This is a genomic window from Stenotrophomonas sp. 62841_Sma (assembly GCF_056482945.1).
This window is the reverse complement of the sequence record NZ_CM151224.1, coordinates 3,900,662-3,924,600: the sequence shown is the minus strand read 5'-3', so window position 1 is coordinate 3,924,600 and position 23,939 is coordinate 3,900,662. Positions and strand designations below refer to the sequence as shown.

27 protein-coding genes and 1 other RNA gene are annotated in these 23,939 nt (G+C 66.5%); 13 read left to right on the top strand and 15 right to left on the bottom strand.

Features of this window, described 5'->3' with window-relative positions; all coding sequences use genetic code 11:
- Positions 1 to 203: 203 nt before the first annotated feature.
- Together mpl and ACZK5G_RS18370 are read left to right on the top strand one after the other, a co-directional pair.
- A complete protein-coding gene (mpl, locus tag ACZK5G_RS18375; protein WP_180838357.1) occupies positions 204 to 1,568 on the top strand; it encodes a UDP-N-acetylmuramate:L-alanyl-gamma-D-glutamyl-meso-diaminopimelate ligase in 1,365 nt (454 codons plus the stop codon).
- Positions 1,565 to 2,143: an LON peptidase substrate-binding domain-containing protein gene (locus ACZK5G_RS18370; protein ID WP_478464325.1), complete on the top strand. Its 579-nt coding sequence runs from the start codon at positions 1,565 to 1,567 to the stop codon at positions 2,141 to 2,143. The genes mpl and ACZK5G_RS18370 overlap by 4 nt, the downstream gene beginning before the upstream one ends.
- A 266-nt stretch (positions 2,144 to 2,409) precedes the next feature.
- Here ACZK5G_RS18370 and ACZK5G_RS18365 read toward each other — a convergent pair whose 3' ends face one another.
- Positions 2,410 to 4,404, bottom strand: coding sequence for a bifunctional DedA family/phosphatase PAP2 family protein (locus ACZK5G_RS18365; RefSeq protein ID WP_329894239.1), 1,995 nt, complete (start codon positions 4,402 to 4,404; stop codon positions 2,410 to 2,412).
- An 85-nt stretch (positions 4,405 to 4,489) separates the two neighbouring features.
- On the opposite strand from ACZK5G_RS18365, the gene ACZK5G_RS18360 reads away from it, so the two are divergent.
- The 3 genes from ACZK5G_RS18360 (at position 4,490) to ACZK5G_RS18350 (ending at position 6,175) form a co-directional block, all read left to right on the top strand.
- The gene (locus ACZK5G_RS18360; RefSeq protein ID WP_478464323.1) at positions 4,490 to 5,152 is read left to right on the top strand and encodes a serine/threonine-protein kinase; all 663 of its coding nucleotides are present in this window, start codon (positions 4,490 to 4,492) and stop codon (positions 5,150 to 5,152) included.
- Positions 5,149 to 5,655 carry a DUF2867 domain-containing protein gene (locus tag ACZK5G_RS18355; RefSeq protein ID WP_478464321.1) on the top strand — a complete coding sequence of 169 codons (507 nt, stop codon included), beginning with the start codon at positions 5,149 to 5,151 and terminating at the stop codon, positions 5,653 to 5,655. The genes ACZK5G_RS18360 and ACZK5G_RS18355 overlap by 4 nt, the downstream gene beginning before the upstream one ends.
- 157 nt (positions 5,656 to 5,812) lie before the next feature.
- Positions 5,813 to 6,175: a DUF4288 domain-containing protein gene (locus ACZK5G_RS18350; protein ID WP_423175192.1), complete on the top strand. Its 363-nt coding sequence runs from the start codon at positions 5,813 to 5,815 to the stop codon at positions 6,173 to 6,175.
- 45 nt (positions 6,176 to 6,220) lie between these two features.
- On the opposite strand, the gene ACZK5G_RS18345 is transcribed toward ACZK5G_RS18350, so the two are convergent.
- Positions 6,221 to 6,904, bottom strand: coding sequence for a hypothetical protein (locus ACZK5G_RS18345; protein WP_478464319.1), 684 nt, complete (start codon positions 6,902 to 6,904; stop codon positions 6,221 to 6,223).
- Between the two features lie 108 nt (positions 6,905 to 7,012).
- Between ACZK5G_RS18345 and ACZK5G_RS18340 the strand changes: the two genes are divergently transcribed.
- The 3 genes from ACZK5G_RS18340 to ACZK5G_RS18330 all read left to right on the top strand — a co-directional run bounded on the left by ACZK5G_RS18340 (position 7,013) and on the right by ACZK5G_RS18330 (position 9,901).
- The gene (locus ACZK5G_RS18340) at positions 7,013 to 7,831 is read left to right on the top strand and encodes an SDR family oxidoreductase (RefSeq protein ID WP_032128377.1); all 819 of its coding nucleotides are present in this window, start codon (positions 7,013 to 7,015) and stop codon (positions 7,829 to 7,831) included.
- Positions 7,832 to 7,925: 94 nt separating this feature from the next.
- Complete coding sequence (locus ACZK5G_RS18335) at positions 7,926 to 8,918, top strand: YiiG family protein (protein WP_458074637.1); 993 nt, start codon at positions 7,926 to 7,928, stop codon at positions 8,916 to 8,918.
- A 17-nt stretch (positions 8,919 to 8,935) separates the two neighbouring features.
- Entirely contained in the window at positions 8,936 to 9,901 is a 966-nt protein-coding gene (locus ACZK5G_RS18330; protein WP_121504500.1) for a YiiG family protein, read from the top strand.
- Positions 9,902 to 9,966: 65 nt separating this feature from the next.
- Here the strand turns inward: ACZK5G_RS18330 and ACZK5G_RS18325 are convergent, their stop codons facing one another.
- Positions 9,967 to 10,839 (bottom strand): ion transporter, encoded by an 873-nt coding sequence (locus ACZK5G_RS18325; protein WP_478464317.1) that lies wholly within the window; start codon positions 10,837 to 10,839, stop codon positions 9,967 to 9,969.
- Positions 10,840 to 10,902: 63 nt separating this feature from the next.
- Here ACZK5G_RS18325 and ACZK5G_RS18320 point away from each other — a divergent pair, with 63 nt between their 5' ends.
- The gene (locus ACZK5G_RS18320; RefSeq protein ID WP_006467246.1) at positions 10,903 to 12,129 is read left to right on the top strand and encodes an acetylornithine transaminase; all 1,227 of its coding nucleotides are present in this window, start codon (positions 10,903 to 10,905) and stop codon (positions 12,127 to 12,129) included.
- 53 nt (positions 12,130 to 12,182) lie between these two features.
- Here ACZK5G_RS18320 and ACZK5G_RS18315 read toward each other — a convergent pair whose 3' ends face one another.
- On the bottom strand, positions 12,183 to 12,785 hold the full coding sequence (locus ACZK5G_RS18315; RefSeq protein WP_478464316.1) for an HAD-IA family hydrolase: 603 nt from the start codon (positions 12,783 to 12,785) through the stop codon (positions 12,183 to 12,185).
- 123 nt (positions 12,786 to 12,908) lie between these two features.
- Between ACZK5G_RS18315 and azu the strand changes: the two genes are divergently transcribed.
- A complete protein-coding gene (azu, locus tag ACZK5G_RS18310) occupies positions 12,909 to 13,358 on the top strand; it encodes an azurin (RefSeq protein WP_049460658.1) in 450 nt (149 codons plus the stop codon).
- Positions 13,359 to 13,469: 111 nt separating this feature from the next.
- Here the strand turns inward: azu and hemL are convergent, their stop codons facing one another.
- Positions 13,470 to 14,759 carry a glutamate-1-semialdehyde 2,1-aminomutase gene (hemL, locus tag ACZK5G_RS18305; RefSeq protein WP_107431539.1) on the bottom strand — a complete coding sequence of 430 codons (1,290 nt, stop codon included), beginning with the start codon at positions 14,757 to 14,759 and terminating at the stop codon, positions 13,470 to 13,472.
- Between the two features lie 16 nt (positions 14,760 to 14,775).
- Entirely contained in the window at positions 14,776 to 15,402 is a 627-nt protein-coding gene (gene thiE / locus ACZK5G_RS18300; RefSeq protein ID WP_478464314.1) for a thiamine phosphate synthase, read from the bottom strand.
- Between the two features lie 34 nt (positions 15,403 to 15,436).
- Between thiE and ACZK5G_RS18295 the strand changes: the two genes are divergently transcribed.
- The gene (locus ACZK5G_RS18295) at positions 15,437 to 15,661 is read left to right on the top strand and encodes a rubredoxin (RefSeq protein ID WP_080291769.1); all 225 of its coding nucleotides are present in this window, start codon (positions 15,437 to 15,439) and stop codon (positions 15,659 to 15,661) included.
- Between the two features lie 59 nt (positions 15,662 to 15,720).
- Here ACZK5G_RS18295 and ACZK5G_RS18290 read toward each other — a convergent pair whose 3' ends face one another.
- The 8 genes from ACZK5G_RS18290 to ACZK5G_RS18255 form a co-directional block, all read right to left on the bottom strand.
- Positions 15,721 to 16,566, bottom strand: a complete 846-nt coding sequence (locus ACZK5G_RS18290) for a SirB1 family protein (RefSeq protein WP_049400716.1) — start codon at positions 16,564 to 16,566, stop codon at positions 15,721 to 15,723.
- A 297-nt stretch (positions 16,567 to 16,863) separates the two neighbouring features.
- On the bottom strand, positions 16,864 to 17,310 hold the full coding sequence (locus ACZK5G_RS18285; RefSeq protein WP_032128371.1) for a DUF192 domain-containing protein: 447 nt from the start codon (positions 17,308 to 17,310) through the stop codon (positions 16,864 to 16,866).
- 21 nt (positions 17,311 to 17,331) lie between these two features.
- Positions 17,332 to 17,979 (bottom strand): ribose-5-phosphate isomerase RpiA, encoded by a 648-nt coding sequence (gene rpiA / locus ACZK5G_RS18280; protein ID WP_006389802.1) that lies wholly within the window; start codon positions 17,977 to 17,979, stop codon positions 17,332 to 17,334.
- A 22-nt stretch (positions 17,980 to 18,001) separates the two neighbouring features.
- Positions 18,002 to 18,481: an EVE domain-containing protein gene (locus ACZK5G_RS18275; RefSeq protein ID WP_032128370.1), complete on the bottom strand. Its 480-nt coding sequence runs from the start codon at positions 18,479 to 18,481 to the stop codon at positions 18,002 to 18,004.
- Positions 18,478 to 19,071 carry a 5-formyltetrahydrofolate cyclo-ligase gene (locus tag ACZK5G_RS18270; RefSeq protein ID WP_032128369.1) on the bottom strand — a complete coding sequence of 198 codons (594 nt, stop codon included), beginning with the start codon at positions 19,069 to 19,071 and terminating at the stop codon, positions 18,478 to 18,480. The genes ACZK5G_RS18275 and ACZK5G_RS18270 overlap by 4 nt, the downstream gene beginning before the upstream one ends.
- Positions 19,072 to 19,154: 83 nt before the next feature.
- A non-coding RNA gene (gene ssrS, locus ACZK5G_RS18265) (6S RNA) lies at positions 19,155 to 19,340 on the bottom strand.
- A gap of 152 nt (positions 19,341 to 19,492) precedes the next feature.
- A complete protein-coding gene (locus ACZK5G_RS18260; protein ID WP_005410899.1) occupies positions 19,493 to 19,789 on the bottom strand; it encodes a cell division protein ZapA in 297 nt (98 codons plus the stop codon).
- Entirely contained in the window at positions 19,786 to 20,007 is a 222-nt protein-coding gene (locus ACZK5G_RS18255; protein WP_005410898.1) for a TIGR02449 family protein, read from the bottom strand. Before ACZK5G_RS18255 ends, ACZK5G_RS18260 begins: the two co-directional genes overlap by 4 nt.
- Positions 20,008 to 20,160: 153 nt before the next feature.
- Here ACZK5G_RS18255 and ACZK5G_RS18250 point away from each other — a divergent pair, with 153 nt between their 5' ends.
- The gene (locus ACZK5G_RS18250) at positions 20,161 to 20,709 is read left to right on the top strand and encodes a YecA/YgfB family protein (RefSeq protein WP_032128368.1); all 549 of its coding nucleotides are present in this window, start codon (positions 20,161 to 20,163) and stop codon (positions 20,707 to 20,709) included.
- Between the two features lie 5 nt (positions 20,710 to 20,714).
- Positions 20,715 to 22,037 (top strand): aminopeptidase P N-terminal domain-containing protein, encoded by a 1,323-nt coding sequence (locus tag ACZK5G_RS18245; protein ID WP_100437673.1) that lies wholly within the window; start codon positions 20,715 to 20,717, stop codon positions 22,035 to 22,037.
- Between the two features lie 540 nt (positions 22,038 to 22,577).
- On the opposite strand, the gene pepQ is transcribed toward ACZK5G_RS18245, so the two are convergent.
- On the bottom strand, positions 22,578 to 23,909 hold the full coding sequence (gene pepQ / locus ACZK5G_RS18240) for a Xaa-Pro dipeptidase (RefSeq protein ID WP_478464312.1): 1,332 nt from the start codon (positions 23,907 to 23,909) through the stop codon (positions 22,578 to 22,580).
- Between the last annotated feature and the right edge of the window lie 30 nt (positions 23,910 to 23,939).

Below are 23,939 nucleotides of genomic sequence, written 5' to 3'. Positions count from 1 at the left end.
CTCCCTTGGGGATGGCCTCTTGGGGAGTAGGACCGGTTCGGGTACTGCGGCTGGCAGTTCGAATTGTGTCCGGGTTCACAGAACATCGCTATCGGGATTTCCCTGACAGATGATTGGAGTTTTCTCACATCCTGTGTAGGACTTGTCTTACCCCGGATCGGACATTGGCCCTATACAGCCGTCATCGGTCACAATCCTCGGTCATGAGCAGCGTACATATCCTTGCAATCGCCGGCACCTTCATGGGCGGCGTGGCCGCCTTGGCGCGGGAACTGGGCCATACGGTCAGCGGCAGCGACCAGGCCATCTATCCGCCGATGTCGACCCAGCTCGAACAGCTGGGCATCACCCTGGACCAGGGTTACCGCGCCGACAGCGTGCCGGCCGGCACCAATGAGGTGGTGATCGGCAACGCGCTCTCGCGCGGCAACCCGGCCGTGGAGGCCGTGCTCGACGCCGGCCAGCGCTACATCTCCGGCGCCCAGTGGCTGTCCGAACAGGTGCTGCCGGGCCGCGACACCCTGGCCGTGGCCGGTACCCACGGCAAGACCACCACCACCACCATCCTCACCTGGCTGCTGGAAAGCGCCGGTCGTTCACCCGGTTTCCTGATCGGCGGCGTCGCCGAGGATTTCGGCGTCTCCGCCCGCCTGGGGCAGGGCCGCGAGTTCGTGGTCGAGGCCGACGAGTACGACACCGCCTTCTTCGACAAGCGCAGCAAGTTCGTGCACTACCGGCCGCTGGTGGCCATCCTCAACAACCTTGAATACGACCACGCCGATATCTTCCCCGACGTGGCCGCGATCCAGCGCCAGTTCCACCATCTGGTGCGCACGGTGCCGGCGCGTGGCCGACTGATCGTCAACGGCGAGGATCAGCATCTGGCCGAAGTGCTGGCGATGGGCTGCTGGACGCCGGTCGAACGCTTCGGATTCGATCCGTCGCTGGAATGGCATGCCGAGCTGCTGGCCGCCGATGGCAGCGCCTTCCGCGTGCATCACCGCGGGCAGGCAATGGGCGACGTGCAGTGGTCGTTGCTGGGCCGCCACAACGTGCTCAACGGCCTGGCTGCGCTGGCCGCCGCGCATGCGGTGGGCGTGGCACCGGCCGACGTGATTCCTGCGTTGTCACGCTTCCGCAGCGTCAAGCGCCGCATGGAAGTGATCGGCCAGCATGACGGCATCACCATTTACGACGATTTCGCCCATCACCCGACCGCGATCGCCACCACACTGGAAGGCCTGCGTGCCAAGGTCGGTGATGCGCGCATCGTGGTCGCGATGGAGCCGCGCAGCAATTCGATGCGACTGGGCGCACACGCGCAGGCGCTGGCTCCGTCGCTGGCGCTGGCCGATGAAGTGGTGTTCCTGCATCGCCCGGAACTGGCCTGGGATGCCGCTGCGGTGATCGCCGCGGTGCGTGGCGAAGCGCACGCGGTGCCCGATACCGACGCGTTGCTGGCGCAATTGCAGGCCAGCGCGCGCAGTGGTGACCACGTGGTGTTCATGTCCAACGGTGGCTTCGACGGCGCGCCGCGTCGCTTCCTCGCCGCGCTGCAGGCCCGATGAGCGTCGACGGTTCGCTGCCGCTGTTTCCGCTGCACACCACGCTGGTGCCGGGTGCGGCGGTAGGCCTGCGCGTGTTCGAGCGCCGCTACCTGGATCTGGTCCGCGACAGCGGCCGCAGTGGCGAAGGCTTTGGTGTCTGTCTGATCCTCGATGGCGAGGAAGTCGGCGCACCAGCGACGCCGGCCGCCTATGGCGTGCAGGTACGCATCGAAGACTTCGATGTCGGCGCCGACGGCGTGCTGCAGTTGCGCCTGCGTGGTACCCGCCGCTTCCATGTCGAGCGCACCCGCGTACGCGACAACGGTCTGGTGGTAGCCGACGTGCGTTGGTGCGACGAAGATCCGGACGATGAGCTACGGCCGCAGCATGCGCTGCTGGCCACGGTGCTGGGGCACATCATCGAACAGGCCGGCGAGGCCTATGCGCCGGCCAACCCGGCGTTGCTGGACCAGGCCAGCTGGGTCGGCTGGCGGCTGGCCGAACTGCTGCCGCTGAGCGAGCAGCGGCGCCTGCAGCTGCTGCAGATGGATGACCCGCACCAGCGGTTGCAGCAGTTGCTGGGCTGGATGCCGTAGCCGATAACCGCCAACCAAGGTTGGCCACTACCAGAGCGCAGCGGAACCGGGAATCGCCAACCAGGGTTGGCGAATACCAGAGCGCAGCGGAACCGGGAAACGCCAACCAGGGTTGGCGACAGCCGGAGCGCGGCGGAACCGGGAAACGCCAACCAGGGTTGGCGACTACCAGGGCGCAGCGGAACCGGTAGCTGCCAACCTTGGTTGGCAGCCTTCACCCGAAGCGCCAACCAAGGTTGGCGACTACCAGAGAAGCACCGGCGCCATCACGGCGTGGTCTTCAACCGCAGCACCGGCAGCCCGGTTTCGCTGTGCACGTCTTCGCGCTGCGGCAGGTCCTGCACGGCGTCCTTCACCGCGTTCAACGCCGGGTCGACACCCCGCAACGGGTGCCACATGCCGATCCATTCGAAGTGGCGCTCGTAACGCAGGGTCTGTGCACTGCCCAGCCACAGCGGCGTGTTGCCCGGCTGCAGCTGCGCGGGTGCCGGCCACAAGCGCAGCACATAGCGCTCATCCGGCTTCGCACCCTGGCGCACCATCAGCAGTGCTTCCACGCGGGTGTCCAGCGTGGCCGGCAATACCGGCAGCTCATCGGCGCCGGTGTTCTTGTCCAGCATCAGCAGCGCCTGCTGCCAGCCGGCCTGCTCCTGCCGCTTCCAGCCGCGGGCTTCCAGCTGCGCCTGCAGCGGCGCCAGCGGGCCCGCCACCTGCACGTCCAGCGGCCAGCGCTGGTCGTCGTCGAATTCGTTGCGGCGCGCCGGCAGCGTGGCCCAGTCGTGCTGCCACCAGGCTTGCGCATCCATCGCCTGCGGTGCCGGCAGGGTCGGCTCGAACCGCTCCAGCTTCACCGGAATGTGGCGCGGCGCGTACCACATCGCCGCCACGGCGAAGACGCCGTAGAACAGCCAGGCCACCGGCTTCACCCAGAACGAGCGGTTGAAGCGGCGGCGGTAGGCGATGCCCAGCACCAGCAGCCAGAACGTGCCGAACAGCATGCCGCCGATCACATCGCTCAGCCAGTGCGCGCCCAGGTACAGGCGCGAGAAGCCGATCAGGCTGACCACGATGCCCGACACCAGGTAGGGCCAGACGCGGGTGCGACCGGGCATCTCGCGGGCGATCAGCACCGCGAAGAAACCGAAGGTGATGGTGGCCATGGTCACCGACACCGACGGGAAGCCAAAGCCGCTGCTGGCATCGACCGGGCGCACCACATCCACGGTGGCGCCGAGCAGCATGGTCAGCGCCAGGCCGAAGGCAAGCGCGGCCAGCCAGTGCGCGGCTGCCATCCAGCGCCGGCGCCAGATCAGATAGCCCATCGCCGCCGCGGTGGCCGGCAGCAGTACCTGCCAGGCGCCCAGCGATGCCAGCGCGGCCATCGGGTAGTCGGCCAGCGGATTGCGCAGCGCCAGCATGGCCTGGTGCACCAGGAGGTCGATCGCCAGCGGCTCGCCGTGTGCGACCACCACGGTCAGCAACGCGAACCAGCCCCAGCCCAGTACCAGCAGCATCAACGCCAGCATTGCCAGCGGCACGGACTCACGCCGCTTCGGGTCCAGCACGCCAACGGTGTAGCGGCCCAGCGTCGGGTGACGGTTGGACCAATCCAGCAGGCGCGCCAGCCAGTTGTCCATGCGCGCGGCCGACCAGCGATAGCCGTACAGAACGATGGCCCAGACCAGGCCGAGGATCACCGCCAGCAGGCCGACCACCACCACCAGTCGTCCGGCCACGGCGGCCACGGCGTCATACGCCTCGCCAAGAATCCAGCCCGGCGCCAGGAACAGCACCGCCCAGGAGATGCTGGCGATGCCGCTGGCCTGCACGTAACGGCTGGCGGGCATCTTCATCATGCCGGCGATGGCCGGCACGAACGGTCGGATCGCGCCGACGTAGCGTGCGATCAGGATGCTCTTGAAGGCATTGCGGCGGAACAGGTTCTCGCCGCGATCGAGCAGCTGCGGGTAGCGGCTGAACGGCCATACGCCGCGCAGGCGGTCACCCCAGCGGCGGCCGATCCAGTAACTGATACCGTCGCCGGCAAATGCGCCCAAGGCTGCAGCCGCCACCGCGTACGGCCCGGAGATCTGGCCCAGGCCGATGAACACGCCCACCGCGAACAGCAGCGGCAGCGCCGGCACGATGGCGCCAAGAATGATCACCGCATCGCAGAAGGCGATGAGGAAGATAACAGCACCCGCCAGCACGGGGTGAGCGGCAATCCACGCGAGCGTGGCGTCGATCCATGAAGAGTCCATTGCCCGATTATAGGGGCGTGAAGGTGACTGGTTCCCAGCCGCTTCGTGACCGTTTGCAACCGGCGCCTTCGCCTAGAATGGCCCCATGCCGCATACGCCAGACGCTCCACCGCACGCTTTGAAGGCCGACAGCTTCGGCCAGATCCTTCTTGTGAAAGGGCCCGATGGCCCCTTCGTGCGCCGTGATCTGGGCGCCACACCGCTGTGGCTGCGGCTGCCGGCCTGGTGGCTGGCCCGCCGCGAAGCACGCGCGCTGCGCCACATCCACGGCATGGCCGATGTGCCGCAGCTGCTGGCGTGGGATGGCCGTCACCTCGACCGCAGCTTCATGGCCGGCGATGCCATGTACCAGCGTCCACCACGCGGTGACCTGGCCTGGTTCCGCTCGGCGCGTCGGCTGCTGCAGCAGCTGCACCGCAATGGCGTGGCCCACAACGATCTGGCCAAGGAAGCCAACTGGCTGGTCACCGACGATGGCCGCCCGGCGCTGATCGACTTCCAGCTGGCGGTGATCGGCAACCCGCGCTCGCGCTGGATGCGGCTGCTGGCCCGCGAGGACCTGCGCCACCTGCTCAAGCACAAGCGCATGTACTGCCGCGAGTCGCTCACCCCGGTGGAGAAGCGGTTGCTCAAGCGCACCTCGTGGGTGCGCGAACTGTGGTTTGCTACCGGCAAGCCGGTCTACCGCTTCGTCACCCGCCGCATCCTGCATTGGGAAGATAACGAAGGGCAGGGGCCGAAGCCGTGAGCCGTGCGTCCGTCGTGAGCAGGCCGCCAACTGCCTGCAGCGTGCTGCGTGCGCAGTTGCCCGGTGCCGACTTCGTGCACGCCTGCCAGGCGACGACCCGTCGCGATGGGCGCTCGGCCCTGCAGGCCTACCGCGATATGGCCGCGACCATTCCCGGCTGGTTCGATGGGCTGATGGCGCTGCGCAACCACGGCATGCGCCTGCTCGGCATGAAGCACCTGGGCTCGTTGCGGGCGGTGCAGGTTGTTGCGGATCCTCAACCCGGCCAGCGGCTGGGCATCTTCACCCTGCAGTCGCTGGACGTCGATGCCATCGTGCTGGAAGACGACGACCGCCACCTGCGTGTGCAGTTGGCCCTGCAATGGCAGGGCGATGTGCTGGAAGTGGCGACGGTGGTGCATACGCACAACGCGTTCGGGCGCGTGTACATGCTGCCGGTTGCGCCCGTGCATCGGCTGATCGTGCCGCATCTGCTGGAGAAGCAGGTGCGGTTGTACCGGTAGATCCAGGCCATGCGTGGATGTGGTTTGTGATCCGTGGGCTGCTTAACGGCTGAACGGCTCATTGCCAAGTGCCGCATAAATGTGGATTCCGCTGGCAGCAGAAGGCTCGCGACATCCAAACCAGGGACAACCCGCAAAAGAATCATTGAGGTGATGCATGTGGTATTGCGCACACGCCATTTTCTACTACGAGAGTCCAGGACAGGGGGCGTTCCGGGTGCATGAGAACGTGTATCTGATCAGTGCCGACAACGATGAACACGCTCTTGAGAATGCAGAAGCGCTTGCTTCCGGGTATGAGGATCTGACCGGTCGCCTGGTGGGTGAAGACGGTAGGCCTTCCCTCTATCGATTCGCCGGAATTCGCAAGCTGATATCAGTGGCGAGTGATGAGGACACTGCCGAGGGACGCCTGCACTCGGGTGTGGAGGTCACGTACTCCGTCATGACGGTGGATACGTTGGACCAGGTGAAGCGGCTTGCCCGTGGTGATGGCGTGGCAGTGCTGTACCAGGAATAGAAATGTAGAGCCGAGCCATGCTCGGCTCTATAGGGGGCGGTGGCCTTACGGCGTCGCCGGCACCACCTGCTGGCCGATGAAGTTGCGCTTGGCATCGAAGTCATAGGCGATCTGCAACTGCCCCACATCCGGGCAGGCGTGGCAGTCGCGCAGCGGCGTGCGGTACAGCAGGCGGATGCCGCCGTTCTCCAATGGCGAAGCGCCGGCCGATTGTGCCGGTGCGAACGGCGTGGCTTGCGGGTTGGCCTTCAGCAGCTCCTGCACAGTGGGGTCGGCACGCAGGGTGTCGTCCAACTGCACGGCATCCACATCGATGCGCTTGCCGCTGGCATCGACCAGGCGGGTGCCTTCATTGGTGTTGGCGCGGAACGGATACTCGACCGTGGCAATGCCCAGTCCTTCGTTCTCGTGCCAGGCGGTCACATAGGCCAGCTCGCCGCCGCTGGACAACTGCTCGGCGGCGGTAACGGCATCGGCGCTGGCGCCACCCGCGCGCATCGCATCGCGCAGGCAATCGCGGGTCGCGGCGTTCTCACCCTGGCGGCAGGCGTTGAGATCGCCATCCCAGACCACCGCCTCGCTCCAGCGCATCTTGCCGTCGGCGGCGGCCTTCTCCGCGCTGGGCGCGTCACCGGCGGGCGGCTCCTTTCCGGGTTCCGGCGAACGGCCCTGGCAGGCGGTCAGCAGGACAAGCCCCAGGGCAGGCAGCAACAGGCGGGAACGGCGCATGGCGTGGACCTCGTGCGTTGTCTGGAGGCCCAAGTATCGTCAAGGGCGGGTGAACTCCGCGTCGGCGCGGCATACTAGCGGCTCATTGCATACGCTGGAGTGTGGAACGTGGGCAGTCTGCAGGGCAAAACGCTTTTCATCACTGGTGCCTCGCGCGGCATCGGCCTGGCCATCGCACTGCGCGCTGCGCGCGACGGCGCCAATGTGGCCATTGCAGCCAAGTCGTCGGTGCCGAATCCGAAGCTGCCGGGCACCATCCATACCGCAGCCGAAGCGGTAACGGCAGCCGGTGGCCAGGGCCTGGCCCTGAAGTGCGACATCCGCGAGGAAGAGCAGGTGCAGGCGGCGGTGGCGGCCACGGTCGATACCTTCGGTGGCATCGACATCCTGATCAACAACGCCAGCGCGATCTGGTTGCGCGGCACGCTGGATACGCCGATGAAGCGCTTCGACCTGATGCAGCAGGTCAATTCGCGTGGCAGCTTCCTGTGTGCGCAGGCCTGCCTGCCGTACCTGCAGCAGGCGCCGAACCCGCACATCCTGACTCTGGCGCCGCCGCCGAGCCTGGAGCCGAAGTGGTGGGCACCGCACACCGGCTACACGCTGGCGAAGATGGGCATGAGCTTCGTCACCCTGGGCCTGGCCGCCGAATTCGGTCCGCAGGGCGTGGCGGTGAATGCGCTATGGCCGCGCACGGTGATCGCCACCGATGCGATCAACATGATTCCGGGCGTGGATGCGGCTGGCTGCCGTACGCCGCAGATCATGGCTGATGCCGCACATGCGGTGCTGGTGCGTGAAGCGGCCGGCTTCCACGGCCAGTTCCTGATCGACGATGAAGTGCTGGCACAGGCCGGTATCACCGATCTTTCCGGATACGCGGTGGATCCGTCGCGGCCGTTGTTGCCGGATCTGTTCCTGGATTGACCGCGCGTCGCTGGAAGAGGCCGAGGGCTGCGACCCTCGGCCTAGCTGCGCTAGAATGCGTGGCTGTAATCGTTTTCAACAAGGATGTGAGCACATGTCACGCACTCTTTCCGTCGCGGCGCTGGCCGCTTCGCTGTCGTTGATCCTGACCGCCTGCGGTGGCAAGGCACCCGTAGCTGCGGGTGGCGCCGCTGCCTCCGGCACGCCGGACGCCAGCACGGCCCCGTCCGATACACAGCAGCAGTTGACCGCCAAGCTCAACGCCTACATCGGCTGCTTCAACGCGCTGGATTCGAAAACCCACGGCAGCATCCAGTCCTACACGCGCTGGATCAAGGATGTCGACGCTGGCCCGACCGGACGCGAGACGCACGTGTACGGCCCGTTCGAGATCAGCGACTACGACATGAAGCAGTGCGACGCTCCGGTGACCGAGGCGATTGCTGCCAAGCCGGCGCTGGCCGAACTCGATGCGGCTGCAGGTCACTACCAGCAGGCGCTGAAGGCGCTGGTGCCGGTCAGCAAGGACGCGCATGACTACTACGATCGCCAGGACTACGAAGACGACCAGTTCGCCAAGGGCAAGCAGCTGCACGCGCCCTTGATGGCTGCCTTCAAGGATTTCGTGGCTGCCAGCGAAACGTTCAATGCCGAGCTGGAGCGCCAGAACGACGCCGCCCAGCGCGAGCAGCTCAAGGCGCTGGAACAGGCCGAGGGGCGCACGCGCGAGTACTACCGTCTGGCGATGATGCTGGAAGCCAAGGCCATCATGGATCTGATGAGCGAGGATGATTTCGATCAGGCCAAGGCCCGCGAACGCCTGGATGCCTTCAACCGCATTTCCGATGAAGCGCACGCCAAGGTTGCCGACCAGGAACCGGGCAAGTCGGACTGGGAAGGCTTCGAGCGTGGGGCCGAGAATTTCCGGCGCGAAGGCAAGGAGCGGCTGCAGCGCGTCAGCGAGAAAAAGCCTTACACCGATTTCGAACGACGCATGCTTGATTCGCCGTCGATGGCGCCGCGTGGCTCTGCCAGCAAGCTCATGCAGGAATACAACACGCTCGTTTTCCAGAGCAACCGCCAGTGACCGGCGCGCCAGCACCCATGCGAGAGACCATGACGACTTCCTGTCTGCGTATCGCGCCGCTGCTGCTGATCGGCGCTGTGGCTGGCCTGAGCGGCTGCAACAAACCGGCAGGGTTGTCGCTGGCCGACCCCAGCCTGGAGAAGGTGAACGCCTACATCGAGTGCTACAACGGCGTTGAACAACCCATTCATGAGGGTTTCCAGACCTACACCAGCTGGATGAAGGACCCTGAAGCCGGCCCGACCGGCAATGAAGCGCAACCGCGTTCGCCCGGGAAGGTGCTGTCGCACCGCGTCGAGTACTGCGGCCAGCCACTGACCGACGCGCTGGCGAAGACCCCGGCCTTGCCGATGGATGGCCCCGCGCGTGACTATCAGCAGGCCTTCCAGGCATTGAACACCCTGGTCGAGCGCGCCGATGGATACTTCACCCGCGAGGATTATCGTCGTGATGGCGGTGAAGGGATGCGCAGCCAGCATGCCCCGCTGATGCAGGCCTATGCTGATTTCTTCAAGGCCAGCGAAGCGATGGATGTGGCGCTGGAAAAAAACGAGAACGATCGCCGTGCCGCGCAGCTGAAGCAGATCGAGGAGAGCGAAGGGCGCTCGCTGGCCTACTATCACCTTCGCCTGCTGGGCGACGGCAAGCTACTGGCCACGGCGTTCCAGGACGACGCACCGGATGTTGCGGCGCTGCGCGTGCAGCTGGCTGACTATCAGGCACTGGTGACGGAAATCCAGAACGGCGGTGTCGGCAAGGACGACCCGATGTGGGGCCACGTGCAGCGTTCGGCGGACAAGCTGGTGCGTACTGCGGGACGTGGCGTCGAGCGCCTGGAGCAGCACAAGCCGATCACCGCCGAAGCGCTGGCGGCAGAGCGGAAGGCGTCGGGCAGTTGGCTCACCACCGACCCGGAAGGGGCGCAGTCAACGATCCTCGCCGCATACAACGATCTGGTGACCACCAGCAACCGCATGCGATGAGCAACGGCACACGCATCCATGCGTAACCGCCGAGAGGTAGTGCCGGCCGCTGGCCGGCATCTGCCTCAATGGTTGAACGCATCCGGCAGCTTGCCGCCGCACTTGCGGCAGTGCAGTGCATCCGGTTCATGGCCTTCCAGCCCACAGTCCGGGCAGCCGCGCGCATCGCGGCGCGCGGCCTGCTCGGCTTCACGCATGGTGCTGGCCAGTTCGGCGGTATAGATGCCGGTGGGCACGGCGATGATGCTGTAGCCGATCAGGATCAGCACCGAGGTGACGAAGCGGCCAAGCACGGTCTGCGGCACGATGTCACCGAAGCCTACCGTGGCCATGGTCACCACCGCCCAGTACATGCTGGCCGGGATGTTGGTGAAGCCGTGTTCGGGGCCCTCGATCACGTACATCAGCGCACCAGCGATGATGGTGATGGTGATCACCGTGAACAGGAACACCAGCACCTTGCGCCGGCTGCGCCACAGCGACGTCATCAGTACGCCGCTTTCCTCGATGTAGCGGGTCAGCTTGAGGATGCGGAACACGCGCAGGATGCGCAGCGCGCGCACCACCAGCAGGCTCTGCGCGCCGGGGATGAACATCGACAGGTAAGCGGGCAGGATCGACAGCAGGTCGATGATGCCCCAGATACTCGTCGCGTAGCGCAGCGGCCGTTTGACCACCGCAAGCCGCAACAGGTACTCGGCGGTGAAGATGATCGTGAAGCCCCACTCAAGCACGTATAGCCAGGTCGACCACTCGGCATGCAGGTGCTGCACGCTGTCGATCATCACCACCAGGATGCTGGTGATGATCGCCACCACCAGGATCAGGTCGAAATTGCGCGATGGCCGGGTGTCGTGGCGGTAGATGATGTCGAACCAACGACGGCGCCAGCCGGTCTCGGTGGCGGGGTTCAACTGGGGGGCGGTAAACGGTCGCATGGGCACATTGTGCCGCAGGGGTTCCGGCGCGAGAATGGGCATTCCTGAACCCTGCCGACTGCCATGACCGCCGCTACCGATCCGCTGATCTCCCTTTCGCACTATTACCTGCCGGTCTACAAGCCCCGCCAGGTGGTACTGGAACGAGGCCAGGGCGCCCGCGTGTGGGACAGCCAGGGCCGTGAGTTCATCGACCTGGCCGCCGGCATCGCCGTGTGCGGCCTGGGTCACAACGATCCGGACCTGGTGGCCGCACTGGTCGAGCAGGCCGGCAAGCTCTGGCACACCAGCAACGTGTTCTACAGTGCACCGCCGCTGCACCTGGCCGAGGAGCTGGTGAAGGCCAGCCGCTTCGCCGAGCGCGTGTTCCTGTGCAACTCCGGCGCCGAAGCCAACGAAGTGGCGATCAAGATGGTCCGCAAGTGGGCCTCCAGCCAGGGCCGCCCGGCCGACAAGCGGGTGATCATCACCTTCCGTGGCAGCTTCCACGGCCGCACCATGGGCGCGGTGACCGCTACCGCCCAGCCGAAGTACCAGGAAGGCTACGAGCCGCTGCCCGGTGGCTTCCGCTACATCGATTTCAACGATGAGGTGCAGCTGGAAACCGCGATGGCCGCCGGCGACGTGGCCGCAGTGATGCTGGAGCCGATCCAGGGCGAGGGCGGCGTGATGCCGGCCAAGTCCGGTTTCCTCAAGCGCGTGCGCGAACTGTGCGACCAGCACAACGCGCTGCTGGTGCTGGATGAAATCCAGGCCGGCATGGGCCGCACCGGCACGCTGTTCGCGCACTGGCAGGACGATGTGGTACCGGACATGGTCACCCTGGCCAAGGCGCTGGGCGGTGGCTTCCCGATCGGCGCGATGCTGGCCGGCCCCAAGGTCGCTGAAACCATGCAGTTCGGCGCGCACGGCACCACCTTCGGTGGCAATCCGCTGGCGGCCGCCGTCGCGCGCGTGGCGCTGCGCAAGTTGGCCTCGGCGGAGATCGCCGCCAACGTCAGCCGCCAGTCGAAGGCGCTGCGCGATGGCTTCGCCCGCATCAACGACGAGTTCGGTGTGTTCAGCGACGTGCGTGGCCGTGGCCTGATGCTGGGCGCGGTGCTGAGCAAGGACTTCGCCGGCCAGGCCGGTGCGATCCTCGACCACGCCGCCGAGCAGGGCCTGCTGACCCTGCAGGCCGGCCCGGACGTGCTGCGCTTCGTGCCGTCGCTGAACATCACCGACGAAGAAGTGGCCGAAGGCCTCAAGCGCCTGCGCGCAGCGATTGCTGCGTTCATCGCCGCGCGCTGACGCCGCGGCGCTGGGGTCGGATCCCTCTCCTGCGGAGAGGGCTCTGACCCCGATCAGCTCACCGCGTAACGTTTCAACACCTTGCCCAATCCCCGGCCATCGCGCACGGTTTCCGCGTGCAGGCCGGCGGCGCGTGCGCCGCGCACATTGGCGAACAGGTCATCGACGAACAGCGTGCGCGCAGGTGCCACGCCGAGTACCTCAAGCGTGCGCAGGAATACCGCAGGCGCCGGTTTGCGCAGGCCGAAATCCGCGCTGCAGAACACGCGGTCCTGCAGGGCCGGGAACAGTTCCGGTAGCAGGGTGGGCAAGGCCTGTTGCATCAGCGCGCCGTTGTTGGTCAGCACTGCCATCGGCAACTGCAGGGCCTGCAGCCGCTGCAACACGGCAGCCTGCGGATGGCTGGCGGCCTGTCGCGCCGCGATCCAGGTGTGCACATCAACGGTGCGGCCCAGCTGTTTGCTCAGCTGCGCCAGATAGGCCGGGCCATCCAGCGTGCCATTGTCATGTGCCGCTTCCAGCCCGCTGTCGTACAGCGCGGCCTGCACGGTTTCCGGCATGACATCCAGCGCCTGCGCAAGGTGCAGCACGCGCTGCGCGCGCTGGTAGTGCACCAGCACGCCATCCACATCCAGCAGCAACAGGTCGATCCGCATTGGTCGAGCATGCCATTGCAGTGAACACGCGGGAAACCCTGGAGCAGCCATGCGACAGACGGTCGCAGACGCGGCCGCAGGGGCCTGCCTAGAATGGCGCTTGAATCCGCAGGAGATGCAACGATGAAGGCTTGGATGGTGGCAGTGGGACTGGGCGCGCTGATGCTGGCGCCGTCAGCGATGGCGCGGGTGTGTGCGGTGAGCATCGACAGCACCGACCAGATGAGCTTCAGCAGCCGCGAGATCAAGGTGGCCGCTGATTGCACCGCCGTGGACCTGACCCTGCGCCACACCGGCAAGCTGGCCGCTACCGCGATGGGCCACAACTGGGTGCTGACCCGCAGCGCGGATTACCAGCCGGTGGCGATGGCTGGCATGCGCATGACCCTGGCCGACAGCTACCTGCCGAAGGCCGACAAGCGCGTGCTGGCGCACACCAAGGTGATCGGCGGTGGTGAAACCGCGCGCGTGCGCTTCTCTACCCAGGGCCTGCAGAAGGGCGGTGACTACACCTTCTTCTGCTCGTTCCCCGGCCACTTCGCGATGATGAAGGGCAAGTTCGTCTTCGGTTGAGCAGCCACGCATGGCGTGGCTCTACCAGGAAAAAAAGGGGACGGAGGGGATTAAGTCGTTTGTGCACAAACGACTTAATCCCCTCCGTCCCCTTTTTCGTGCAGAGCGGGCTCAGCCCTTGGCGGCCTTGAACGCCACGCGTGCGGCGGCCAGCGTGGCCTCGATCACCGCATCGTCGTGCGCGCTGGACAGGAAGCCGGCCTCGTACGCCGACGGTGCCAGGAACACGCCCTGGTCCAGCATCGCGTGGAAGAAGCGGTTGAACGCCGGGATGTCACAGGCGGTGGCCTGCGCATAGGTCTCCACTTTTTCACTGGTGAAGAACAGCCCGAACATCGCGCCCACGCAGGTGGTGGTCACGACCACGCCGGCGTCGGCGGCGGCCGCTTCCAGGCCGGCACACAGGCGCGCGGTGCGCTCGGCCAGGTCGGCGTGGAAACCCGGCTGCTGGATCAGTTCCAGCATCGCCAGGCCGGCGGCCATCGCCACCGGATTGCCGCTCAGCGTGCCGGCCTGGTAGATCGGGCCGGCCGGGGCGATCTGCTGCATCAGTTCGCGGCGGCCGCCGTAGGCACCCACCGGCATGCCGCCGCCGATGATCTTGCCGAAGGTGGTCAGGTCCGGGGTGATGCCGTAGTGCGCCTGTGCACCGCCAAGGGCAACGCGGAAACCGGTCATCACTTCGTCGAAGATCAGCAGCGCGCCATGCTTCGTGCACAGTTCGCGCAGGTGCTGCAGGTAACCCTCGCGTGGCGGAATGCAGTTGGCGTTGCCGACCACCGGTTCGATGATCAGGCCGGCGATGTCGTCACCCTGCTGTTCGAACAGGGCAGTAGCCGCTTCGAAGTCGTTGTAGGGCAGGGTCAGGGTCAGTTCGCTCAGGCCGGCCGGCACGCCGGGGGAGGTCGGCACGCCCAGGGTCAGCATGCCGCTGCCGGCCTTGACCAGGAACGAGTCGCCATGGCCGTGGTAGCAGCCTTCGAATTTGACGATGCGGTTGCGGCCGGTGGCGCCGCGCGCCAGTCGGATCGCCGACAGCGTGGCTTCGGTGCCGGAGTTGACCATGCGCACCATCTCGCATGACGGCACCAGTCGGGTGATGGTCTCGGCCATGGTCACTTCGGCCGCGCACGGCGCACCGAAGGACAGGCCATTGTCGATCGCCTTCTTCACTGCCTGGCGGACGGCCGGATGGTTGTGGCCGACGATCATCGGGCCCCAGGAACCGACATAGTCGATGTAGCGGTTGCCGTCGACGTCGTACAGGTAGGCGCCGTCGGCACGCTCGACGAAGAACGGTTCGCCACCGACCGACTTGAACGCGCGTACCGGCGAATTGACGCCGCCCGGCAGCAGCTGCTGGGCGCGGGAGAACAGGGCGTGGGACTGGTCGTGGTTCATGCGGATTTCCTGGGCATTACGCGAACTGGGCGAGGAAGGCGCGCTGAACCGCAACCGGGTCTTCGGCGGCGAACACGCTGCTGACCACGGCGACCAGATCGGCGCCGGCGTCGATGATGGGACCGACATTGTCCGGCGTCAGGCCGCCGATCGCCACCCGCGGCACGCCCAGTGCGGCGCCTTGCCGCAGCAGGTCGGTATGGGCGCGGCTGTTGGTGACCTTGGTGGTGGTCGGGAAGAACGCGCCGAAGGCCACGTAGCTGGCGCCTGCGGCCACGGCCTGCTCGGCATTGGCCAGCTGGTCGTAGCAGGAGGCGCCGATGATGGCCTCGGCACCAAGCAGCGCGCGCGCGCTGGGGATGTCACCGTCGGTGCCGCCCAGATGCACGCCGGCGGCGCCGACCGCCTTGGCCAGCGCCGGATCGTCGTTGACGATCAGCGGCACGCCGTGTTCCGCGCACAGCGCCTGCAGGGCGGTGGCCTGCTCGCGCCGCAGCGCGTCACTGGCGGTCTTGTTGCGGTACTGCAGCCAGGTGGCGCCGGCGGCCAGCAGCGGCGCGGTGCGGGCCAGCAGGCGTGCGGTATCGGGCTCGTCCGGGGTGATCAGGTAGACGCCGCGGGGCGCCGGGGAAGCAGAAGTCATCGATGGCTACCGGTGAGTGGGCCGCGATGGGACAATGGCGGCCCGTGAATCCAGCCTTGATTATCCGATGAGCGATGCCACCCCCACCACCTTGCGTACCTGGATGTGCGTGGTCTGCGGCTTTCTTTACAGCGAAGCGGAAGGCTTGCCGGAAGAGGGCATCGCGCCGGGGACGCGCTGGGAGGACATTCCCGAGACCTGGACCTGCCCGGATTGCGGCGTGACCAAGGCCGATTTCGAGATGGTCGAGGTCGATTGATGGCGGGGCCTGCAGGCCCTTCTGTGGGTGCGGACCGTTGGTCCGCACACCGGACACCCTCAATGCAGCCGCGGCACTGGCCCGCCGAGGTCGATCAGCTTCTCGCGCAGCCACTGCGCATCGCTGGCTTCCGGGTTGCGCTTCAGATACTGCCCCAGGTCATGGCGGGCACCGGCCAGGTACTCCAGCTGCAGGTAGGCCAGGCCGCGATCACGCAGCGCGTCGTCCTGCTCCGGGGCCAGCTTCAGCAGGCGGTCGGCACTACGTGCGGCACGGTCCCATTCGCCCGCTTCGGCATACACACCGTGCAGGTTGCGCAGCATCCGCATCAGGATCGCGCGCGCAGGGGCCGGGTCGAGGATCTGCGCCAGCACCTGGTCGTCGGGCATCTGCCCGCCCAGGTGTGACTTGGCCCGCTCGCGCAGTTCGTCCACGTCCAGCGGGCGGCCGCCATTGAACGGATCCATCACCAGCACACCGTCGTCCACCGGCAGGCGCACCAGGAAATGGCCGGGGAAGGACACGCCGTCGAGCGGAATGCCCAGCCGGCGCGCGACTTCCATCTGCACCAGCGCCAGCGAGATCGGGTTGCCCAGGCGGCGCTCGAATACCTGGTTGAGGTAGCTGTTGCGCGGGTCGTAGTACTCGTCGTGGTCGCCGCTGTAGCCCAGCTCGTCGAACAGGTGGCGGTTGATCGCCGCCATCTTCAGCGGGCTGTTGTCGATGCTGTCCACTTCCGAGCGGAGGTGGTCGACATGGCTCTGGATCAGCGCGTCGTAGGTGGACGGCTGCAGATCGGGGTATTCATCGCGCGCGATCAGCAGCGCGGTCGGCAACAGTGGCAGCGCCTCGTCTTCGAGGTCGGCCAGTGCATCCCAGTCGGGGAGTGAGATCTGGTCCTGCATGACCACAGACTGGCGGCAATTGCAGGCGGTTTCAAGCGGTGCCGCGTGAAAAGAACATCGCCTTGGAAATGTCGTGTCGACCAAGGTCGACACCTGCCAACAGCCACCGGCCAACTGTCAGAGGTGGGGCGGTGTGGGCTTGCAGGACCGCAGGCGCCATGGATGGCGCCTACGAGCCCCCAGGGGCGGGTTTACGGCGTGTCCTGCAAGTCCACACCGCCCCGTCATCCCTCGGTAACCCAGCTTTTGCCCTTGATGTTGATTCGGCGGGTGCCGGCCGCTGGCCGGCCGCATCGTCTACTTTTCGATGCCCGGGCCGAAGGTCAGCTGGGTGCCGTCCTTCAGCTTGAGCTTCTCGGCCTGACCGGCGTTGAGCTCCAGCACATAGCGCGCCGGTCCACCGCTGGGGTAGGGCGGGCACATGTCGCCGGCCGAGCACGGCGGCACATCGCGCTGCTGGCTGACCAGCTTGCGCTGGCTGTCGAAGTACAGGATGTCCAGCGCAAGCTTGGTGTTCTTCATCCAGTACGCCTGCATTTCCTCGCGGTCGTGGATGAACAGCATGCCGTGATCGGCGGCCATCTGGTCGCGGAACATCAACCCGCGCGCGCGGGTTTCATCGTTGGTGGCCAACTCGACCTGGTAGCGGGCGCCATCCAGCTCGACCCAGTGGCGGGCCGCGTCGGTAGCACAGCCGGCCAGGGCCAGCAGCGGAAGCATCAGCAGCGAACGCAACAGCGACATCGTCAGGATCCTTCGAAAGGGTCAGAGCACGACCGGCGGCTCACCACCGACGATCACCACATCGGCGCGACGGCGCGCGAACAGGCCGACGCAGACCACGCCGGGCAGCTGGTTGAGCTCGCGCTCCAGCTTTTCCGGATCGGTGATCTGCAGGTTGTGGATGTCCAGGATCTGGTTGCCGTTGTCGGTGACCACGCCTTCGCGCCAGGTCGGCTGGCCGCCGGTCATGTCGCGGATCTGGCGGGCGACCAGGCTGCGCGCCATCGGGATCACTTCCACCGGCAGCGGGAACTTGCCCAGCACCGGCACCTGCTTGCTCGGGTCGACGATGCAGATGAAGCGCTCGCTGGCCTCGGCGATGATCTTCTCGCGGGTCAGTGCGGCGCCGCCACCCTTGATCAGGCACTTGTTGGCATCGCACTCATCGGCGCCGTCCACGTACAGCGACAGGTTGCCGCTGTGGTTCAGCTCGATCACCTCGATGCCGTGCTGCTTCAGGCGCGCGGTGCTCTGTTCGGAGCTGGACACGGCACCCTTGATGCGGTGCTGGATGCGGGCCAGGGCATCGATGAAATAGGCCACGGTGGAACCGGTGCCGACACCGACGATCATGCCGTCTTCAACGTACTCGATGGCTTTCTCGGCGGCCAGGCGCTTGGCTTCGGACATGGGAGAACTCTCAGGCAGGGAATCAGGATTTCTTTTCCAGCGACAGCAGCAGCTTCCACTGCGCGGCGGTCACCGGGAACACCGACAGGCGGTTGCCCTTGGCAACCAGCGGGAAGCCCTCGCCGAGTTCTTCGGCGTGCAGCTTGATCTCGTCCAGCGCGATCACCTGCTTGAGCTTGCGGTCGAAGGCCACGTCCACCAGCATCCAGCGCGGGTTCTCGCGCGTGCTCTTGGGGTCGTGGTAGTCGGATTTGGGGTCGAACTGGGTGTCGTCCGGATAGGCCGGGCTGGCGACCGTGGCCAGGCCGACGATGCCGGGCACCTTGGTATTGGAGTGGTAGAACAGGATGCCGTCGCCCACCTGCATGCCATCGCGCATGAAATTGCGCGCCTGGTAGTTGCGCACCCCGTTCCAGGGTTCGACCTTGACCTTGGCCAGGTCATCGATGGAGAAGGCGTCCGGTTCGGACTTCATCAGCCAGTAGCGCTTGCGGGCGGTCATGCGTTCACGGGGGCAGCGGAGGGGAACAGGGTGCCGTCTTCGGTGCAGATCGCATCCACCGGCACGTCCCACGACGCCACCGGCAAGGACTCGACCTGCTGCACCGCGAACGCAGCGCCGACCAGCCAGGGCGGCGCCGGCCGATCGTGGCGGAAGGCGAAGCTGCGATCATACCAGCCGCCCCCCATGCCCAGCCGCCGGCACTGTGTGTCGAAGCCCACCAGCGGGGTCACCACCAGCGCCATCTGCGCCGGTTCCAGGGTGTCTTCCACGGCCACATCCGGCTCGGGGATGCCGTAACGGTTGCTGGTCAATGCTTGCCCGGGCCGCCATGGCGCGAAGCGCAGCGTGTCGCCGGCCAGAATCGGCAGGCAGTAGGTCAGTGTGTCGGGTAACTGCACCTGCCACCGGTGCAGGGCGATTTCGCCATCCAGCGCCCAGTAGCCGGCCACGGCGCCTTCGCGCGGGGCGAACGGCAGGGCGAGCAGGGCGTCGGCAAGCGATTCGGCGGCGGCGATGCGCTCAGCGGCGGAAAGGTCGCGGCGGCGTTGCCGCAGGTCGTGGCGCAGGGCCTGGCGCGGGTCGGTCATGGCAGCGTGCGGCAAGGATCAGCCGTCATTGTGCCGGAAAGAACAAGGGCGACGCCCGAAGACGCCGCCCTTGCTGGAATATTGCATTCTCCGCAATGTCGATGCATGCGAAACGACCTTGAACCCGGGGGCTCAAGTGGGAACGCTGGAGAACCATCGGGCTTCCCGCTACAAGGCGGACCTGCACTCCCGGCGCTGTCGCGCTCCCGGTGTCGTTCTTAAGGGACAAGGCGAATGTTTGCACATGCCGTCGAGTACCGCAGAGAACGCGTGGCCATTATAGCCAGCACGCAGGATCTGGATAGGCCGTTCGTCGGCAACAGTCCGTGCCAATTCAGATATGAGAAAAGGGGACGGAGGGGATTAAGACGTTTCCGGCACGGAAGGGGCGAATGCGCCTTGATTCCCTCCGTCCCCTCTTCTACGGGGTGCCGTCGATCGCGCGGTCCAGGCGCCGGTTCAGGTCGGCCAGCGTCTGCTGCAGGGCGACTGCCTGGCGGGCGTTCTCGTCGCGCAGCAGTTGCAGTTCATGGGCCAGGTTCAACGCCGCCAGCACGGCGACGCGGTCGACCGCGGCCATGCGGTTGCTGCCGCGGATTTCGCGCATGCGCGCATCGAGCAGGCGCGCGGCGGCCATCAGGCTGTCGCGTTCATCGCCGCCGACACCCACGGTGTATTCACGATCGAGGATGCGGACACTGACCGGTTCGGCGCTCATGTGTGCTGCTCCAGGGATTTGAGCCGGCTGATCATTGCTTCCACCCGCGAGCGTGCCTGCTCGTTCTTGGCCAGCAGCGTGGAACGCTCGGCCACCAGCTGTTCCTGCTGGTGGCGCAGGCTGCGGTTCTCCTCGGCCAGGCGCTGGTTGCGTTCAAGCAACGCTTCCACGCGGGCAGCGAAGTCCTGCAGCTGGGCAAGGGGATCGGCGGGTTCCATACGGGCACGATAGGCAAGCCGGGTAAGGGCGGTCAAGCGTTGTCGCAGCAAGGCCTGACGGTCGCAGAGAGGATGCCGTCGGGTTGCTACACTACGGGGTCTCACGGGCGCGCGCGTGCGCGCCCCGGGTTTCCTTTCCGAACGAGCCGCACGATGACCGAACTTCCCTCCGTCGACGACGTTACCCGCGCCAGCCAGGAACTGGGCCTGGGCGCCACCGCTGCCGAGCTGCACGGCGCACTGTGCGGCTGGCTGGCCGCCGGTGGTGCCCCCGGCAATGATTGGCCGGCGCGTGTGCTGGCCGACGACAACCTGCCGCCGGTGGCCGCCGACAGCGTGCTGGGGCAGCTGCTGCAGGTCACCATCAAGCAACTGGAAGACCGCGATTTCGCCTTCGAACTGCTGCTGACCGATGGCGACGACGTGTCCGCGCAGGCTGATGCCATGTTCAGCTGGACCCGTTCCTTCCTGGGCGGCTTCGGCCTGGGCAGCGGTGGCCGCCGCCCGACCCTGTCCGAAGAGGGCGAAGAAGCGCTGACCGACATGGCCAGCCTGGCGCGTGCCTCCAGCGAGGATTTCGAGGCCGGCGGCGATGACGATGACGAAGCCCTGTCCGAGATCGAGGAATTCATCCGCGTGGCGGTGTTGCTGCTGCACGGTGACGTGGTGCTGGCCTCGCGCCATCGGCAGCGCCTGAACTGATGGACATCAAGCAGCGCACCGGCATCGCGGCCGGCGAATACAAGCGTCGGCGCCGCCAGCTGATGGACATGGCCGGCGAGGATGCGATCCTAGTGCTTCCCGCCGCCGCCGAGAAGGTGCGCAGCCTCGATACCCATTACCCGTTCCGGCAGGATTCGGACTTCCAGTACTTGAGCGGCTTCCCGGAGCCGGAAGCGGTGCTGGTGTTGATCCCGGGCCGCCGCCACGGCGAGGCCATCCTGTTCTGCCGCGAGCGCGATGCCGAGCGCGAGGCCTGGGACGGCAGCCGCGCCGGCCAGGAAGGTGCGGTGGCGCAGTACGGCATGGACGATGCGTACCCGATCGACGATCTGGACGACATCCTGCCGGGCCTGCTGGAAGGGCGTTCGCGCGTCTATTACCACTTCGGCCGCGACGCCGATTTCGACCTGAAGCTGATCGGCTGGGTCAACCGCGTGCGTTCGCAGGTGCGCCACGGCGCGCAGCCGCCGCATGAGTTCCTGGAGCTGGGCCACCTGCTGCATGAGCAGCGCCTGTTCAAGTCCGGTGCTGAAGTGGCGCTGATGCACCACGCCGCGCAGATCAGCGTGCGTGCACATCTGGCGGCGATGAAAGCGGCGAAGGCCGGCATCCACGAATACGAACTGCAGGCCGAACTGGAACGCGTGTTCCGCGCCAACGACGCGGTGCCGGCCTATTGCAGCATCGTCGGTGCAGGTCGCAACGGCTGCATCCTGCATTACCGCGACAACAACGCACGTTCGCGCGATGGTGAGCTGGTGCTGATCGACGCCGGTGCCGAATACCGCGGCTATGCCAGCGACATCACCCGCACGTTCCCGGTGAACGGCCGCTTCAGCGCCGAGCAGCGCGCGCTGCACGACCTGGTCGGTGACGCGCAGGCCGCGGCACTGGCCCAGGCCAAGCCGGGCGTGGCCTACGAGATGGGTCACCTGGCGGCGGTGCAGACCCTGACCGAAGGCCTGCTGCGGCTGGGCCTGCTGAAGGGCACGCTGGAAAAGAACCTGTCCGAGGGCCTGTACCAGCGTTTCTACCGGCACAAGACCGGGCACTGGATCGGCATGGACGTACACGACGTGGGTGACTATCGCCTGGCCGGCGATTCGCGGCTGCTGGAGCCGGGCATGGCGTTCACCATCGAGCCGGGGCTGTATATCGGCGTGGACGATACGACGGTGGAACCGCGCTGGCGCGGTATCGGCATCCGTACCGAGGATGACGTGCTGATCACCGATGACGGGCATCGCGTGCTGACCGAAGGCCTGGCGCGCAGCGCCGACGAGATTGAAGCGGTGATGGCGGGGTAAGGGGTTTCGGCAGGGCTTGCAGCCCTGCACCTGCAGAGGCAACAGCCAAAGCCAAGGCCAAAGCGGGCTATCCGTGGGATGGCGGGGCACGGTGGGTTTGCGGGGACGCCGTGAATCCATCCCTGGAGGCTTGGTCGCCGCATCCATGCGGCTCACACCCCGCAAACCCACCGTGCCCCGCCTTCGACAGGTTCACGCGGCTGTTGGTGGGTGCCGACCGTTGGTCGGCACATCTGTCAGATATCGAATGAATCATCCACGCATGGCGTGGAACTACTGGCAAGCGCGGCTGTTGGTAGGTGTCGACCTTGGTCGACACAGAGCAAGCGCAGCGAGCGACCCGCTTCTGCTTTTCTTTTTTCTTTTCCGTGGTTGAACGCGCGCAGGAAACTGTCAGAGGTGGGGCGGGGTGGGTTCGCGGGGGTGTCCGCGGCATGGATGCCGCGGCCAAGCCTCCAGGGATGGATTCACGGCGTCCCCCGCGAACCCACCCCGCCCCGCCAAGCGCAGCTTTTGATTCAGCGACCAACCACGAGGGGCTCAGCCGTTCGCCGCCGCAAACTCCGGCCGCGTCAGGTTGTCCGCCTCGCCCTGAGTGCACAGCACTTCGTCTTCGATGCGGATGCCGCCATACGGACGGAAGAAATCCACGCGGTCCCAGTTGATCGCATCGCCATGGCCGGCATCCTTCACTTCATTCAACAGCATGTCGATGAAGTACAGGCCCGGTTCGATGGTCACCACCATGCCCGGTTCCAGCACGCGGGTCAGGCGCAGGTACGGGTGGCCCGCCGGGCGCTCGATGCGGCCGCCTTCGTCGCTGGCCGCGAAGCCGGCCACGTCGTGCACCTGCAGGCCGATCAGGTGGCCGATGCCGTGCGGGAAGAACGCGGCGCTGACGCCGGTTTCCACTGCGGTCTGCGGCGACACCTTGATCACGCCGAAGTCCTTCAGCACGCCCATCAGCGAAAGATGCGCGTCCACGTGCAGCTGCTTGTAGTCGAAGCCCGGGCGCACCGCTGCGCACATCTGCTGCTGGGCAGCGTCGACGGCGGCGATCATCGCCGCGAATTCGTCGTGGCCCTGTGCGGCGTAGGTGCGGGTGATGTCGCTGGCGTAGCCGTGCGCGCTGGCACCAGCATCGATCAGGAAGCTGCGCAGCGGCTGCGGCGCCTTGCGGCCCAGCTCGGTGTAATGCAGCACGGCGGCATGTTCGTTCAACGCCACGATGTTGCCGTAGGGCAGCTCGTTGGCGTCCTGGCCGACGGCCTGGCAGTACGCCATGTGGATGCTGAACTCGTCGGCGCCGTTGCGGAACGCGGCTTCGGCGGCGCGGTGGCCGCGCACGCCCAGCACCTGCGCCTGGCGCATCAGCGCGATTTCATACGGCGTCTTGCTGCCGCGGTGCCATTCCAGGTAGTTCACCACCGGCGCCGGGTTGTTCGGCACGTAGTTGCCCAGCGTGCTCTGCGGCTCGCCGAGGATCGCGCAGCGCGACGGGTCGGCCGGCAGCAGGGCCAGCGCCTCTTCGGGCTTGCGGATGATGTGGATGTCGAAGTGCTCCACCCACCAGCCACTCGGTGCGTCCGGTACCACGTGCCAGTAATCGAACGGCTGGTGGAAGATCACCGCCGGACGCTTGCCGGGGGTGAACACGATCCAGCTGTTGGGCACGCGGGTCAGCGGCAGCCAGGCCTTGAACTGCGGATTCACCGCATACGGGTAGTCGCGGTCGTCGAACACCTGGTAGTGCAGGGTGCCGCTGGGCACCACCAGGTGATCGAAGCCGCCGCGGGCCAGCGCCTGTTCGGCGCGTCGGCACAGCACGGCCAGGTGGTCGGGATACAGGGCGCCGGGGTCTTGCTGGATCATTGCGGTGGCTCGACACGGAAAACGGCCCTA

What these genes read in the sequence shown, in the direction of transcription:
- mpl (WP_180838357.1), top strand. Translation starts at nt 204, where the DNA reads ATGAGCAGCGTACATATCCTTGCAATCGCCGGCACCTTCATGGGCGGC.
- ACZK5G_RS18370 (WP_478464325.1), top strand. Translation starts at nt 1,565, where the DNA reads ATGAGCGTCGACGGTTCGCTGCCGCTGTTTCCGCTGCACACCACGCTG.
- ACZK5G_RS18365 (WP_329894239.1), bottom strand. Translation starts at nt 4,404, where the DNA reads ATGGACTCTTCATGGATCGACGCCACGCTCGCGTGGATTGCCGCTCAC.
- ACZK5G_RS18360 (WP_478464323.1), top strand. Translation starts at nt 4,490, where the DNA reads ATGCCGCATACGCCAGACGCTCCACCGCACGCTTTGAAGGCCGACAGC.
- ACZK5G_RS18350 (WP_423175192.1), top strand. Translation starts at nt 5,813, where the DNA reads ATGTGGTATTGCGCACACGCCATTTTCTACTACGAGAGTCCAGGACAG.
- ACZK5G_RS18345 (WP_478464319.1), bottom strand. Translation starts at nt 6,904, where the DNA reads ATGCGCCGTTCCCGCCTGTTGCTGCCTGCCCTGGGGCTTGTCCTGCTG.
- ACZK5G_RS18335 (WP_458074637.1), top strand. Translation starts at nt 7,926, where the DNA reads ATGTCACGCACTCTTTCCGTCGCGGCGCTGGCCGCTTCGCTGTCGTTG.
- ACZK5G_RS18330 (WP_121504500.1), top strand. Translation starts at nt 8,936, where the DNA reads ATGCGAGAGACCATGACGACTTCCTGTCTGCGTATCGCGCCGCTGCTG.
- ACZK5G_RS18325 (WP_478464317.1), bottom strand. Translation starts at nt 10,839, where the DNA reads ATGCGACCGTTTACCGCCCCCCAGTTGAACCCCGCCACCGAGACCGGC.
- ACZK5G_RS18320 (WP_006467246.1), top strand. Translation starts at nt 10,903, where the DNA reads ATGACCGCCGCTACCGATCCGCTGATCTCCCTTTCGCACTATTACCTG.
- ACZK5G_RS18315 (WP_478464316.1), bottom strand. Translation starts at nt 12,785, where the DNA reads ATGCGGATCGACCTGTTGCTGCTGGATGTGGATGGCGTGCTGGTGCAC.
- azu (WP_049460658.1), top strand. Translation starts at nt 12,909, where the DNA reads ATGAAGGCTTGGATGGTGGCAGTGGGACTGGGCGCGCTGATGCTGGCG.
- hemL (WP_107431539.1), bottom strand. Translation starts at nt 14,759, where the DNA reads ATGAACCACGACCAGTCCCACGCCCTGTTCTCCCGCGCCCAGCAGCTG.
- thiE (WP_478464314.1), bottom strand. Translation starts at nt 15,402, where the DNA reads ATGACTTCTGCTTCCCCGGCGCCCCGCGGCGTCTACCTGATCACCCCG.
- ACZK5G_RS18295 (WP_080291769.1), top strand. Translation starts at nt 15,437, where the DNA reads ATGGCGGCCCGTGAATCCAGCCTTGATTATCCGATGAGCGATGCCACC.
- ACZK5G_RS18290 (WP_049400716.1), bottom strand. Translation starts at nt 16,566, where the DNA reads ATGCAGGACCAGATCTCACTCCCCGACTGGGATGCACTGGCCGACCTC.
- ACZK5G_RS18285 (WP_032128371.1), bottom strand. Translation starts at nt 17,310, where the DNA reads ATGTCGCTGTTGCGTTCGCTGCTGATGCTTCCGCTGCTGGCCCTGGCC.
- rpiA (WP_006389802.1), bottom strand. Translation starts at nt 17,979, where the DNA reads ATGTCCGAAGCCAAGCGCCTGGCCGCCGAGAAAGCCATCGAGTACGTT.
- ACZK5G_RS18275 (WP_032128370.1), bottom strand. Translation starts at nt 18,481, where the DNA reads ATGACCGCCCGCAAGCGCTACTGGCTGATGAAGTCCGAACCGGACGCC.
- ACZK5G_RS18270 (WP_032128369.1), bottom strand. Translation starts at nt 19,071, where the DNA reads ATGACCGACCCGCGCCAGGCCCTGCGCCACGACCTGCGGCAACGCCGC.
- ACZK5G_RS18260 (WP_005410899.1), bottom strand. Translation starts at nt 19,789, where the DNA reads ATGAGCGCCGAACCGGTCAGTGTCCGCATCCTCGATCGTGAATACACC.
- ACZK5G_RS18255 (WP_005410898.1), bottom strand. Translation starts at nt 20,007, where the DNA reads ATGGAACCCGCCGATCCCCTTGCCCAGCTGCAGGACTTCGCTGCCCGC.
- ACZK5G_RS18250 (WP_032128368.1), top strand. Translation starts at nt 20,161, where the DNA reads ATGACCGAACTTCCCTCCGTCGACGACGTTACCCGCGCCAGCCAGGAA.
- pepQ (WP_478464312.1), bottom strand. Translation starts at nt 23,909, where the DNA reads ATGATCCAGCAAGACCCCGGCGCCCTGTATCCCGACCACCTGGCCGTG.